Source organism: Rhodococcus sp. WB9, from assembly GCF_007558985.1.
Lineage (GTDB): Bacteria > Actinomycetota > Actinomycetes > Mycobacteriales > Mycobacteriaceae > Rhodococcus_F > Rhodococcus_F opacus.
In genome coordinates, this window is record NZ_CP041769.1 from 4,524,171 (window position 1) to 4,538,238 (window position 14,068).

General features: G+C 66.6%; 10 protein-coding genes and 1 pseudogene. 3 read left to right on the plus strand and 8 right to left on the minus strand.

Annotated features, from left to right (window positions below; genetic code table 11):
* Nucleotides 1-660 precede the first annotated feature (660 nt).
* From FND50_RS20950 to FND50_RS20960, 3 genes are all read right to left on the minus strand, one after another.
* Nucleotides 661-2,055 carry a wax ester/triacylglycerol synthase domain-containing protein gene (locus tag FND50_RS20950; RefSeq protein WP_186301107.1) on the minus strand — a complete coding sequence of 465 codons (1,395 nt, stop codon included), beginning with the start codon at nt 2,053-2,055 and terminating at the stop codon, nt 661-663.
* A 139-nt stretch (nt 2,056-2,194) separates the two neighbouring features.
* Complete coding sequence (locus FND50_RS20955) at nt 2,195-3,295, minus strand: patatin-like phospholipase family protein (RefSeq protein ID WP_186301342.1); 1,101 nt, start codon at nt 3,293-3,295, stop codon at nt 2,195-2,197.
* A 95-nt stretch (nt 3,296-3,390) separates the two neighbouring features.
* Entirely contained in the window at nt 3,391-5,229 is a 1,839-nt protein-coding gene (locus FND50_RS20960; RefSeq protein ID WP_144286955.1) for a long-chain fatty acid--CoA ligase, read from the minus strand.
* 306 nt (nt 5,230-5,535) lie between these two features.
* On the opposite strand from FND50_RS20960, the pseudogene FND50_RS20965 reads away from it, so the two are divergent.
* A pseudogene (locus FND50_RS20965) lies at nt 5,536-6,382 on the plus strand (ATP-dependent DNA ligase).
* Nucleotides 6,383-7,804: 1,422 nt separating this feature from the next.
* Here the strand turns inward: FND50_RS20965 and FND50_RS36955 are convergent.
* The 5 genes from FND50_RS36955 to FND50_RS20990 all read right to left on the minus strand — a co-directional run bounded on the left by FND50_RS36955 (nt 7,805) and on the right by FND50_RS20990 (nt 10,562).
* Complete coding sequence (locus FND50_RS36955; RefSeq protein ID WP_260850576.1) at nt 7,805-8,038, minus strand: helix-turn-helix domain-containing protein; 234 nt, start codon at nt 8,036-8,038, stop codon at nt 7,805-7,807.
* 20 nt (nt 8,039-8,058) lie between these two features.
* Nucleotides 8,059-8,190 carry a hypothetical protein gene (locus FND50_RS36960; protein WP_260850577.1) on the minus strand — a complete coding sequence of 44 codons (132 nt, stop codon included), beginning with the start codon at nt 8,188-8,190 and terminating at the stop codon, nt 8,059-8,061.
* Nucleotides 8,191-8,323: 133 nt separating this feature from the next.
* Nucleotides 8,324-8,959 (minus strand): RES family NAD+ phosphorylase, encoded by a 636-nt coding sequence (locus tag FND50_RS20980; protein ID WP_186301108.1) that lies wholly within the window; start codon nt 8,957-8,959, stop codon nt 8,324-8,326.
* A 9-nt stretch (nt 8,960-8,968) separates the two neighbouring features.
* On the minus strand, nt 8,969-9,568 hold the full coding sequence (locus FND50_RS20985) for a helix-turn-helix domain-containing protein (protein ID WP_144286957.1): 600 nt from the start codon (nt 9,566-9,568) through the stop codon (nt 8,969-8,971).
* A 232-nt stretch (nt 9,569-9,800) separates the two neighbouring features.
* Nucleotides 9,801-10,562, minus strand: a complete 762-nt coding sequence (locus tag FND50_RS20990) for a hypothetical protein (RefSeq protein WP_144286958.1) — start codon at nt 10,560-10,562, stop codon at nt 9,801-9,803.
* Nucleotides 10,563-11,169: 607 nt separating this feature from the next.
* Here FND50_RS20990 and FND50_RS36965 point away from each other — a divergent pair.
* Together FND50_RS36965 and FND50_RS21000 are read left to right on the plus strand one after the other, a co-directional pair.
* Entirely contained in the window at nt 11,170-12,438 is a 1,269-nt protein-coding gene (locus FND50_RS36965) for a hypothetical protein (RefSeq protein ID WP_260850579.1), read from the plus strand.
* Nucleotides 12,439-12,455: 17 nt separating this feature from the next.
* A complete protein-coding gene (locus tag FND50_RS21000; protein WP_260850580.1) occupies nt 12,456-13,712 on the plus strand; it encodes a DUF4041 domain-containing protein in 1,257 nt (418 codons plus the stop codon).
* Nucleotides 13,713-14,068: the final 356 nt, after the last annotated feature.

The window sequence follows — 14,068 nt, forward strand, 5'->3', positions numbered from 1 at the left end:
CAGCCTCGACGCCATAGCAATCGCCCTTGCGCTCTTCACGTGCGAACGCCCAAAGCAAGACCACCGATGGCGATGCACTACTCATCCGCCGCACCGTGGGAAGGTCATTCCGGGCGGAAGGACGCAGGTTCTCGGGTCGCCCGCTTCGCGCCGTCCCGCAAGCCGAACCCCGAACGGTGAACACGCGCGGCAGGAGGCGATCATACTCAGACATGGAGAAGCTCGTCCCATTTACCCCGTATCTCGACAACCTACTGCTTGACAAGACGTGGGCGCTTGCAGCTATCGATCGACTCGGCTGAGTCGCGGTCTGCCGGATGCGCGAGGGACGGACCAGGGGTGTCGTCCAAGACCTGCCCGCCGCAACCGAGTTCGACCTGGGCTGAACCCGGCCGGACCGGGATTCGCCGCGCCTGGGCAGTCGTTGCCACTGCGGGCGGTTAGGGTGAGGGGCAGGCCGGCTGCTTCGGCACGCCGGATCAGCTCCTCGATGTTGTCGGGATCGTCGCCGCGGGCGAGACCGGTCCGGATCGCGGCGGCGATGGCCCGGGTACGCCCGGCCGGGCCCCGAACGTCGGCGAGTGGGCTCGCGAGGTTACATCGCCGCAGGTCGTACTCCACCCTTCTCCACCGATGCTCTGACGGCCCGAGATATCAATCTCAGACACTGACGCACGACGGCGTGAGGACCGTCGCGGCGGGCGGTTGCGCTGCGCCCACGCCGAGAACCGCATGGAAACCGTCCACGATGCAGTCGGTCATGGCCTGGAGGTCCGGGACCGATGCCGTGTCGGCGTTGATTCCCACGCAACAGGTGTTGGTGTGGGACATGAGGGTGACGTTGAGTGCGGTGCCGAGCGTGGGTCCGAAGGCGTAGTACCGCTCGATCTCGGCGCCGGCGACATACATCGGGATCGGGGAACCCGGCACGTCGGATGCGAGGAAGTCGACGTGCTTGAAGACCGAGGCCAGATAACTGGACGGAAGCAGGTTGAGTGCGCCGGCGATGGCGCCCGACAGCGGGACCGCGGGGTCGTGGCGCGATGCGCCGACGATCTCGTCGATCCGATGCATCAGTTCGGCTGGGTCGGCCACGTTCGCGGGCAGCGCGAGCCGGACCAGCGTGATGCGATTGCCGCCCAACGGGTCGGCTTCGGTGCGCAGGCTGACCGGCACGGTCGCCCTCAAGTATTCGACATCAGCACCATGCAGGGTGTGATATTTCCGCAGCCCGAGCAGTATCGAAGCGAGGAATGCGTCATTGAGTGAACCGTCGGCGCGCTTCGCCGCCTGATGCAACGGCTCGACCGGAACGTCGATCACCGCGAACCTCCGCCTGAGGCTGCGTTCGGTCATGACGGGGGAAAGGGTGTCCGGGATGGGACGCGCGAAGCGGACGACCGCGGCGCATGTCGTGGCGGCGGACTGCACCGTGCGGATGGGGTTGACGAGCGCGCGGCGCACCGTCGGCAGGGCAGAACCGACGGCCTTCCGCGCCAGATCGATACCCGTCGCCACGTCCCATTCCACCGTGTCCGCGAGAGCGCTTGTCTCCGTCGGCACGGGAGTATCCGGGAGCGGGCCTCGATCCGTTCCTTCGCGGGCGAAATCGACTATCTGGTCTGCGATCTGGATACCGCCGAGGCCGTCGGTCAACGAATGATGAACCTTCAGAACCAGCGCGGCCCGACCGTCGTCGAGGCCGCTCAGAAGCGTGAACTGCCACAACGGACGGTCGCGATCGAACGACTCCATTCCCGATCGCCGCGCGACATCGAGGACCGTCCCGATGTCGGCGGGGTCGGGTAGCGCCAAGCGGCGCAGATGCCACGACAGATCGAAGTCCGGATCCACCACCCAGTGCGGTGGTGCCAACCCCAACCAAGCCGGGACGAGCTTGTGCCGGAAATTCGGGACCACCCGGGTGGCTCGGTCGATCATGTCGACGAAACGGTCCCAGTGCGGTGTGGTGTCGAAGACGACGACGGCCACAATCGTGGACCGCAGAATCGGATCTCGTTCCATGTTCCAGGAGAAGAAATCCGGCTGCGTCATATGCGATTCGCGTTTGCCTGCCATGAAAATCCGCCCGTACACCTGTGCGTGATAGTGCCTCATCCTCGACGCTAGTGGTTCACGGCTGGACTCCACTAGAGTCGTTCGTCCGCTCATTGCCGGCGAAGATCTCCTGTGTTTACGTCTCCGCGCCGACAGTGTTCCGGGGCGTTGCCAGTGCCTGCCGGCCGGCACGGTAGCCCGCCAGCATGAAGTGGGCCCAGTTCCGGGTGCTCAGAAACTGTCGGTAGAAGCCGACTCCACGCACGGTCTCGTAGGGAACGGGCTCGATCATCGTCACCGTCGAGGCCGACCGAAGCCGGGACAGGTTTTCCCGTGCCAGCTCGATCTGCTGGCACGTGCGCACCTGGCTCGCGACGTACAGGATGCTCGCCCGCCGATCCTCCCACCCGGTGGCGTCTTCGCCCTCGAACCCGGGCGGGTAGAAGCCGTTGACTGCCAGGGTGAGGTCGCAGGGTTCCTCGATGTCGAGAACGGGATGGACCGGGAAGATATCGACGATCCCACCGTCGCACCAGTGGAAGCCCCCGAACTCGACCGGCTGAATGAACAGCGGCAACGCGACGGCCATGCGCACGGCGCGCGCCACCGGCAGATCGGGATAGGTGCCAGACCCGAGATACACGAGACGATTCTGCTCGACGTTCCAGATCGGCGCATACGCCGGAATGGGCATCTCGCCGAGCGTCATGTCACCGAGGAGACTCCGATAGACGTTCTCGATCGCCTCGCCGCGCAGGATGCCGGCGAATCCCCTGCCGGCCGTCGGTGCCACGCTGAGCAGCTCGCGCCAGCCGACATCGAGATAGTCGTCGGGCCGCAGTCCGAGGACGAACGCGGAGACTTCCTCGGCGGAGAATCCGGCGGCGACCGGGAAACCGAACATCGCCGACCCAGAGCACAGCGAGATGACGGCGGGACGGACGCCGCCCTCCTCGAAGGCCCGCGCCACCCCCACCACGGACGCGAGCGCACCACTTCCTCCTGTCGCGACCAGCGCCACCCGTTGACCCTTCGCCACCGTGATGGGGTACGGCGAGAACGGCGGAAAGGGCCGGAAGTGCTGTCCACGTGTCGCGTCGGGCAGTGGGAGCACCGCCCGACCGGCATCGGCGAGGAACCCGGCATCTTCGCGTACCCCCTCCAGCAACTCGCGCGTGCGGGTGATGACATTGAAGTACTGCCGGAGCCGGAAGACGTCGAGCACAGCGCTGAGCATGTACTCACTGTGTGCGTTCACGGCTGTTCCAGACCAGAGTCGTCAGTCCCTAGAATCACGCTATCGTCGCGAAACGTGCGGCACGACGGGATCGGTCAGACGTAGAGCGTGTCGATGCTGTCGGCGAAGCTGTCGACGACAATCGTGCGGCGCAGCTTCATGCTCGGTGTCAAGTCGCCGGCGTCGATGGACAGCTCTCGGTCGATGACGCCGAATCTCTTGATCTGCTCCCAGCGGTTCAGTCGCCGGTTGAGTTCGTCGATGTAGCCGCCGATCAGTTCGTGCGTTTTGTCGTGCCGTGCGATCTCGGTGAACGATTTGCCGCCCAGCCCGTTCTTGCCTGCCCATTCGGTGACGGCCTCGGCATCGAGGCTGATCAGCGCGACGCAGTAGGGCCGGCTCTCGCCGTGCACGATGATCTCCCCGACGTACGGGCAGATGCCCTTGAACGTCGCCGCGATCGCGGACGGCGCGACGTACTTGCCCTGCGACGTCTTGAACATGTCCTTCTTGCGGTCGGTGATGCGCAGATAGCCGTCGGCGTCGATCTCGCCGATGTCGCCGGTGTGGAACCAGCCGTCCGGCTCGAGCGCCTCCGCGGTGGCGTCGGGGCGGTCGTGGTAGCCGGTCATCACGCCGGGGCCTTTCAGCAGGATCTCGCCGTCGTCGGCGATCTTGACCTCGGTGCCGGGGAAGGGCCAGCCGACGGTCCCGAAGCGATAGGCCTCCGGACGGTTGATACTGGACGCCGCCGCGGTTTCGGTGAGACCGTAACCCTCGAGCACGATGATGCCGACGGCATCGAACCACTGCGCGACCTCCCGATCCAGCGCTGCCGCCGCCGAGACGAAGAAGCGCAGCCGACCGCCGAACCGCTCCCGGATGGTGGAGAACACCAGCCGGTCGGCGACCTTGTAGCGCAGCGAATCCAGCCGCGACGGTTCCTCGCCTGCTTGTTTCGCCTTCGATACCCTCAGCCCGACATCCATCGCCCAGTCGAAGACCCTCTTCTTCAGCCCGCCCTCCTCGGACACCATGCCCTCGATCCGCGCGCGGGCTTTCTCGAAGATGCGCGGAGCCGCACCCATGAAGGTGGGATGCACCACGGCGATGTTCTCGACGATCTTGTCGACCCTGCCGTCGATGGCGGTGGGGAAGCCGATCTGCAGCGGCAGTGCCAGCATCACCTTGCCGAAGGCGTGGGCCAGGGGCAGCCAAAGATAATTCAGGTCGTCTGGACCGAGGATGTGAAGAGCATCGACGGCGGCCGCGGTATACGTCCATGCCGAATGGGGCAGGATCACACCTTTCGGCTTACCCGTGGTGCCGGACGTGTAGATGATGCTCGCCACGTGTTCGGGACGGATCGCGTACGCGCGCTCGGTCACGACGTCGGGGGATTGTGCGACAAGCCGCCGGCCGCGCTCCTCGACGTCGGTAAGCGTCAGCACCCAGTCGCCGTCGCCCTCGCCGTCGATGATCACCACCGTGCGGACGCCAGGCAACTCGGCGCGATGCTGTCGGAGCTTGTCGACCTGGGTCTGGTCCTCGGCGAACACGACGCGGCTGCCCGAGTTCGACACGATGAAAGCGACGTCGGGGGCCTTCGTGGTGGGGTAGACCGTGGTCGTCGCAGCCCCGGCGCACATCACGGCGAAGTCGACGAGCACCCATTCGTATCGCGTCGACACCGCCACCGCGACCGGGTCTTCCGATTCGACACCAAGCGCGATCAACCCGGCGGCGAGTATACGGACCCGCTCACCCACCTGCCCCCAGGTGACACTCGTCCAGCCGCCACCGGACAGGAACCGGAAGGCCTCCGCCTGCGGGGTGGTGCCGACACGATCGAGGAAGAGGCGGGCAACCGACGGGGCTCGATGGTCGATCTTCGCTTGATCGACGACTTCGTCCGCGGGGCTCAGCGCAGCCATATACCCAGTCTAGGTTTCTCGTGCGGCTGCGTCGCCTGCCTACCAGGCCCCCAATCGAGCGTGGGACGATGGTGACGGTGATGTTTTCCGGCACCAGCGCGATGCTCTCGTCCAACCCGCTCGCAGCGCGTTCGCGCACGCGGACTACCTCCGTCACCTTCGCCGTACTGCCCGCTGAGTTCGCTCCTCGCGGTCGCAGTGCGCGGACGCTGCTCGGTGAGTCCGCTGCCATCGTTGATCTGGGCCCAGCATCGTCAGCCGCTACGTTCCCGCCCACGGCCCGAGCATTTCGCGCACACTCGGTGGATGCCTTCCTCGTCGACGGTCCCGTCTCCGATGCTGGCCACACTCGGCCAACTTCCCGGCGGTGCGGGGTGGGCCGTTCGAAATGAAGTGGGATGGTCAACGCGCCGTCACCACCGTCGACAACGGTGTAGGCCGGATGTTCAGCCGCAACGGAAATGACATCACTGCCACCTTTCCGTGCTGTCCCCCACCACACAGCTCCGCAACGAGGCGCCCGTCACGTACTACGTATTCGACGTCCTGGCCCTCGATGGCAAGTCCACGACCGGGCTGCCCCACCTGCGGCGACGGACCGAACTCGACGACCTCGCGCTGTCCGGGCCCCGCCTGCAGGTGCCGCCGTACTGGACCGACGTCGACGGCGAGCATGCTCGATCTCGCCCGTAGACATCACCTCGAGGGAACAGTCGCACAACGCGTCGACTCGACGTATCAACCCGGTCGCCGCTCCCCCGCCTGGATCAAACAACCACTACGCGCCAACACCGAAGGGATCATCGTCGGTTGGGTCGATGGCACCGGAGCCGCCCGCGACGGCATCGGATCACTCCTCCTCGCCGCATACGACGACAACCACCGACTGGTCTACATCGGACATGTCGGCACCGGATTCACCACCGCGACACGGAAATCACTACGAGGGCAGTCGCGGCGATAGAACGACCCACGACTCCCCTCGATTCACCGCCACCTGCGCGGGACACGAAGGGTGCGCGCTGGGTCGAACCACGGTTGGTCGGCGATGTCGAGTACCGCGAACACACCAGCGGGGCTGCGTCACCCGAGCTGGAAAGGCCTCCGTGACGACAAGGCGGCCAGCGAAGTCGACTTGCCGGGACGGCATTGAGGCGTGTGGCAATGGCCGTTCAGACACCCCTCTCGGGCTGCTTGTGGTCGAGGTACCTGCCGACGCTCTGTTTGCGGCGGCGTAGCGGCTTGCATGTGTTAGCGGGTGCGTGATCACCCTGCCGCTGGACGTGTTCGACGGATCGGTGCTCGCCCACGAATCGACGCACGTCCACTTCGCGGCGGGCACGAGGCGCGCAGCGGGGGCGTGAACGCAGAATCCGCGGTCGATTTGTGCTGGCACTGCGGTCGGACGGCCTCGGCGACGTCGGAGGATGCCCTTCGGGAGGCCCTGGGTGAGGCGCGTCGTGCCGACGTCGGCAACGGAGGTGCACACTGTGAGCCCGGCACTGTGTATTCGTAACGGATGATCTGCTCACCGTCCCAGCGCTTTCCCGTCATCGTCGCCGGGACGTTGATCCCGTCGTCGTTGATGTTCAGTACGCCATACTGGCCGCCCCCGGGGAAAGGGCCGTCTGGTCGACTCCCACCGCGACTACGCGAAGGCTCCGAGCAGCATGGGCGAGAACAACCGGCGAAGCCGCCCTGATTGCGCGGCGTGCACCGCTTGGCCACCGCGCCCCACACGCCCTGAACCCGACCGCCCAACCCGACGAACTCGCAGGCGGCCGATTCGACTCCCGCGACGGCAGCCACGCCTACCTCTACCTCGCCGACAGCCCCGACGGTGCGATCGCCGAAACCATTTGCCGGGACCTGCCACTCGACCCTTCGATCGCCCGGGATCGTGCCCGCCTCCACCGTGACCGGCCGCACCTTGACCGCCCTCACCGTCAGCCGCACCCTCACCACGGCCGCACTCCACGGCCCGCACCTGGCCTCGGTCAGACAAGACCTCTGGCTCACCAAATGCGAAGCCCGGCACTACGTCACGACAAGACGGTGGGCCCACACCATCCGCGCCGCCGACAACGACATCGACGGACTCGCCTACCGGCCCCGGCACAACGAAGACACCCTCGCCTGGATCCTCACCACCGACCCCGCGATCACACCCCACCCCGACCTGGCAATCGACCCCACCACCACGCCCCTGCCGCTCGACCACGGCCCCGGCCGCGACCTCGTCGCCCGCATCATTGCCGACCACAGCGCCATCCTCTCCCCCAACCCGACCTACGTCCGACGTGCAGCAACACCCGGCGGCACGCCTCCGGTGCCCGGAGAATCCGGCACCGCCGGCATTCATCAACGCCCGCAGCTTCTCCAACATCCCCGCCCGGAGGTCCGGGCAATCCACCACGTTCTCAAACACCTCGCCCGCGGACGCGTTCCGTCCACCGGGGCATGCACAACGCGGTCTAAGATCCGAATAAGGAAATCTCGTAAACTATTCGGGTACAACAAGTTCGCATCGCAGAAGCTCGGTGAAGGTCACCTCAGTACAGCCCGAGGTCTTCCGTCAGGGCCGCCAGCTCCTCCGCGGCGTCACGCGAGGCCCCAGCTGCGTCCGCTGGTAGGCGAGCAGAGAGGATGCGAGGATCCGGCGATGCCGGCCGACCATTCGGTACTCGATATACCCCTCGTCGAGGAGCTTGATCACATGCGGGCGCGAGACGTTGAGCATCTGCGCGGCCTGCTGGGTCGTCAGCTCCGCGTGCGCCGGGACGACGGTGACCCCCTGCCCCGCGGCCATATTCGCCAACACCTCGCGGATCAGACGAGCACCGCCCGAGGAAGATGCACCGACTCCGCGGTACCTGCCACGGTCACATCGAGGGTGTCCCCCGCCGGCCCGACATCACGAAGCAACTGCAGGGCCTGCCGGGCCTGCTCCTGCTCGACCACGGTCGGCTGATCATGTGCTGCGGATATCGCGCACCTCCTAAACGAGATATACGCAACAAACGAAACAACCGCAATGGAGGCCTGGCGTCGTCAACGACGCCACCCACTTTCCAGGATCGCCCCACGGCGCACCTCAGACAAGGGCGTAGCCGAGCGCTTCCGCGGCCGCGGCGAGACGGCGTTGCATTCCGGGATGCGCGAGCGGGTTCGACGTGGCCGGCCGCACGGGGAAGGCGTCGGCTGCCGGGGGAAACAGCGCAGTACACGGGCCGCCGGAAAACCGACCCCGGTACAGCAGTCCATCGAGCCCGGGGTGCGCGGCCGCAATGGTGCGGGCCCATCGCTGGGTGATGCCGTGCGCCGCGGAATCGAGGGCGAAAGTGCCACCGACCCGGGTCGGCCAGCGGCCGGCCCCGAACCCGCCGACGTCGAGGAGCCGCAGTTCCCGCGCCGGATGAAGCCCGGTCAGATACGGCGTCTCCTGCACCCGGTCGATCGTGCGGGTGGCCTGGAATGCTTCCGCGAGCGCACCGTGCACATCGGTGGCCCCGTACCAGACCCCGTGCCCCGGGTGGTCACCGCGCGGGAGTGGGGGCGGGTCGAAGCGCAGCACCGGGCCATACGTGCGGAGCTCGTTCCAGGCGAGCGCGTGGCTGCTGGTGGTGCGGTGCACCCGCCAGAGGATGTCGGTGGTGGGGACGATGGCGTATTCGTTGTCGCGGATGCCGTGGTGGGAAAGGCCGTCGACGGTCGGAGGGTGCGGGAGCATCCGCGCCACTTACGCTGCCTCCCATTCGATTTGGGTGATCACTTCTAGTGCGGTTGTGACGTCGCCGCCGCTGGTGAGCCAGTCGATGACCGACACCGGGCTTGCGTCCAGCATCAGATCGGCCCGAGGGTCGATCAGGGCTCGCTCGAGCGCAAGGGGATGCAACCCGTCCGGGAGCATCGTCAGGATGCGGTCGAGGTTCGGCACCATCTCCTCACCGTTGAACTGCACCGCGGGTAGCAGCAGTTTGTTGCCGACCTTGATCGACCACACACTGCCCGCCGCTGCGCGCTGGCGGATCCGGGAGGTCGACACCCCGAGCAGACCGGCCGCCTCCTCGACCGTCTTGGCGGTCGCGGTGAGCCCGCGCATGCGTTGTTCCCGCTCGGCGGCCGCAGCGGCCGGGGCGAGTGGGTCCTCGGTGAACCCGGCAGCGTCATACAAGGCGGCGTCGTGGTCGCTGAGCTGGGCGTTCGGGTGCGCCCCGCGGGCCAGCGCATGCAACAGCGGCAGCATGGTTTCCCGCGAGACCGGGGTACCGAGCGCCTCCCCCACCGCAGCCTCGAAGTCGACGTCACCGGCGAGGTAACGGTCATCGATCGTGCCCACCACCAACACCTCCTAACAGTTACTAACAGACTACCTCACTGTTAGCTGGCTGGCGAGGGTAACCGACCACTGCATCGGCGCATCCGCGAGCGTGAGATCCCGAAGGTGAAGCGCCACTACCCGCCGCGGAGCGTTCGCAGCGGAAGGCTGCAGGCTCAGTGGCGGTGCCACCCCGCCCACCCAGAACGCGGCCCGCTGGGAACGAGAGCATCCCCAAGCGACGCGGCCGAGGTCAGGTGAGTGCAGCGAATGGGCACACGACCGGCTTCCGAATCCCGCGATCACTCGGACGGCCACGGTGACGACGTCGCAGCCGCCCACGCCAACCCGCGGCCCACGGGGCACGCCAACGTACCCCGCCACTGCGCGGGTTCGGCAACCGGTGTATATGGCGGTGATTTCCGTCGTATTCCCGCGCGCAGCGCCAGAATAGGGGGTCACCGCGAATCCGTGCGGCTCGGTCGAGGCGGCCAACGTCTCGAGGATTCCGTCGGAGATGCCGAGAGAAGGGCCACAGCCACGTCTGCGTGGACCCGGCTGGCGACCTTTCCGGATTCGAGGGACGCGGTCGGTGATCCGGCCACCGGCGACGACCTCGTCGATACTGTGGGGCGGCCGCATCGCCCGCCCCCTGCGACGGTGTCGTACTACCCTTGACCACGAGGTCGACCAGCACCAGCAACGACCGCTCCCGCGACTCGAACAACGGCGGAAGGCGCCGGCCGTGCTCGGCGATGGCGTTCGCCGCAGCCTCCTGGGTGTCCATGTCCAGCAGCAGTGGCGTCAGCCAGTCCGGGCGGTCCGGGCGATCCTCGCCCACCACCCTGTGGAAGCTGGTGGCGGCATCGCCGAGCAACGCCTCCTTGACGGCCACAGTCTTGTCGGACTTCGTCGCACCGATGTCCGACTGCATCAACGACACCTGCATCGTCGCCAACGCCACCGACTCCGACCACTCCAGCACGCCGACCAGATCACCGTCATTAGCGGACATGCCCACCCCTCTTCCCACTTCCACAGAACGCCCAGTATCACCGATCGGTCCGACACCACTGCTCAGACATCCCCGAACCACGGTGGAATGTCAGTCACCCTGCACCTCAGTGTCATTCACCCGAATGACAACTGGCGTCGCACCACCTGTCGTCGGCCCTGGGGGCTTCTCCCCCGCCGGCCCGAGCAATCACCAGCCATCCGGAAGCATCAGACCCCCACCCGCGAGATGAGCCTCTGCCGCCAACAGATGCGGTCGCACGACCGACAGGACCGCTGTCCGGCCACATACGGTCACCGCTACCGGTGGTGAGATTTCAAGGGCAGCAGATGATTGCACAATGATGTTCCGTATCGACGTCCCGGCGTGCCGGCCTCACCGATCCGCAGCGGTGCGCCCGATCCCGAGATTCCCAAGCTGCAGCTCCCGCACGTGTCACACGGCCACACGCGCCGCTGTCAGCTGTTCGATCGACACGTTGGCGTGCTCAGTCGGTTTGATATCAATCACTGAGGCAGTGACACACTGCCCGGCTTCGGGAGGACCGGGAAGTTCCCGTCCGCGACCTGCAGCGATCGACGTACTGTTCCACTGAAGGGGGCCCAGGATGGCTAGGCGGCGGGGATTCTTCGTGGAGATGCAACACCAGGCGCGGCTCGCCGAGCAGCGGCAACGCCAGCAGCAACGCGCGACCGCGCAGGCCCATGCGCGTGCGGTCCGGGAAGCGGAGCGCACGCAACGGGAGTGGGAGCGTGCCCGGGCCGCCAGTGCCCGTCAGGCTGCGGCCGAGTCTGCGTATGCGGCGAAGGAACGCGCCCGGTTGCACGAGCAGGCCCGGTTGGCGGAGGTCGAGCGGCTCAACACCGAGTTGGCGGAGCAGGCCGAGGCCATCGACGGTCTGTTGTCGGCGACGTTGGCGGTCGACGACTTCGTCGACCTGGCGACGCTGCGCCAGCAGATCCAGCATCCGCCGTTCGACCGCCCGGATCTGACGACCCCGACCCGGCGCCCCGATCCGCTGCCCTACCCGCCGGAACCGGTCTACACCGAACCCCCGGCGCCGACCGGGCTCGGGGCCGCGCTCGGCGGCAAGAAGAAACACGCGGCCGCGATCTCCGACGCCCAGGCCCTGTTCTGGCAGCAGCACCATCACTGGCAGCAACTGCTCGCCGACCGCAACCGGGTCGAGGCCGAGAACGAGCACACCTATCAGCGGCTCGAGGCCGAGCGTGCGCAGCAGCTGCAGGCGGCGCAGGAGCAGTACGAGCGCGAATGCCGGGACCGCCGCGAGTCGGTGCTGTCGGCGAACATGAAACTCGAGCGGCTGATGGTCGCGCTGCAGGAGCGTGAACCGTGGGCTCTCGAGGAGTACGTGTCCATCGTCCTCGGCAACTCCGTCTACCCCGAGTGCTTTCCGGTCGAGCACGATTTCGCGTTCGACGCCGACGACCGCGAACTTCGGTTGACCGTCACCGTCCCAGACCCGTCCGCGTTGCCGCAGGAGAAGGCGTTCAAGTACGTCAAGGCCAGTGACACGATCACCAGCACCCCGCTGACCGCGAAGGCCCGCAAGGACCGCTACGCGAAAGCGATCGCCGAGGTGGCGATCCGGTCGGTGCACGAGATCTTCGAAGCCGACCGAGACGGCATCGTGCAGACCATCTCGATGGAACTCGGCACCCGCGTGATCGATCCCGGCACCGGGCACGACACCACCATCACCCTGGTGCAGGTGGCCACCGACCGGGACAACTTCACCCGACTCGACCTGTCCCGGGTCGAGGCCCGCGCCACCCTCGACCATTTGCGGGCCGGGGTGTCGAAGAATCCGCACGACCTGGTGCCGGTCGCCCACGCGCGCGGCGTCCGCGGCTAACCGACAGCGAGCACCGAATGACCACCCCCGACCCCGCCGTCACCATCACAGCGTTGCGCGAGATGCTCGTGATCAAAGAACGCGAAGCGAACACCCTCCTCGACCGGATCGCCGGCCTCGAACGCGACCTCGCGCAGGCCACAGAGAACGCCACCCGCGCCGCCGCCGCGGCGTCCACTCAGGATCGCGCACCCACCGGCGGGACCACCGATCCCGGCATCGTCGAGACCGACGATCGCCTCGTGCTGCAAGAAGTCGGGATCTACACCTACCACCACCCCCTCGAGAACGCCGCCGCGTACCGCGACCAACTCGACCTTCTCCAGGCCGAGATCAACGATGCAGTCACCGGTGGCGAGGCGATCGCCTCCTCGGACATGTTCAGCTTCAACAACTCCCTCGCCAAGGGCCGCAAGATGACCGCGGACCTGTCGAAACTGATGCTGCGCGCCTACAACGCCGAAGCCGACATCTGCGTCCGCACCATCCGCGCCGGCAACCTCGCCACCGCGATCACACGCCTCGACAAAGCAGCAACAACGATCGCCAAGCTCGGCGCGATGATGGAAATGCACGTCTCAGACGCCTATCACGCCCTGCGGATTCGGGAGCTCGAACTGACCGCGGACTACCTGATGAAGGTGCAGGAGGAGAAGGAAGCCGCGCGCGCCGAACGCGAACGCCTCCGTGAGGAACGCAAAGTCGAACAAGAACTCGCCGCCCAACGCGAGAAACTCGACAAGGAACGCGCCCACTACCAGAACGTGCTCACCTCCCTCGACGCCGCCGACCCCCAGGAAAAGCAGCGGATCCTCGACAAGCTCGCCGACCTGGACAAGGCGATCGAGGACAACGACTACCGGCAAGCGAACATCCGCGCCGGCTACGTCTACGTCATCAGCAACCAAGGCGCCTTCGGCCCCAACGTCGTCAAGATCGGCATGACCCGGCGCCTCGACCCCACCGACCGGATCCGCGAACTCGGCAGCGCCTCCGTGCCCTTCCCCTTCGACACCCACGCCCTCTACTTCTCCGACGACGCCATCGGACTCGAATCCTCCCTGCACAACGCATTCACCCAGCAACGCCTAAACCACGCCAACCCGCGCCGCGAATTCTTCTTCGCCACCCCCGCCCAAGTCCGCGACGTCCTCGCCGCCCACGTCGGCAACCTCCTCGAATACACCGAAACCCCCGAAGCCACCCAATATTTCCAAAGCAGAAACACCTGGCCGGCAGACGCCGCAACCGGGCCGGCAACCACACCGAGGTGACAGTGCGCGGGCGACTCGTCCCGTGATCTGAATCCGGCCGTTCCCCAGATCCACCCGGGTAACGATCCGTTCCCGCAGCCGCCGGAACTCGACGGGCACGTCGGCCGGGTACCGTCGCCAGAGTCAGACGCAATCGTGGGAATGGGTTCGCTGTCCTGGCTGCCGCAATTTGGGCATTCCGCACGCGCGCGAAGGGCACACCAAAATCCTGTTTCCGACTGTGTCATTCACGTGAATGAACATCATGCACCCGCGGACTGTGCACACCGCCGGCGGACCTAGGATCGGCGCCGAGGGGTGCAGTCGCCTCCCGATGTGCTACCGGAGGTGACCGATGAGCATCCCCATCGAGCGTG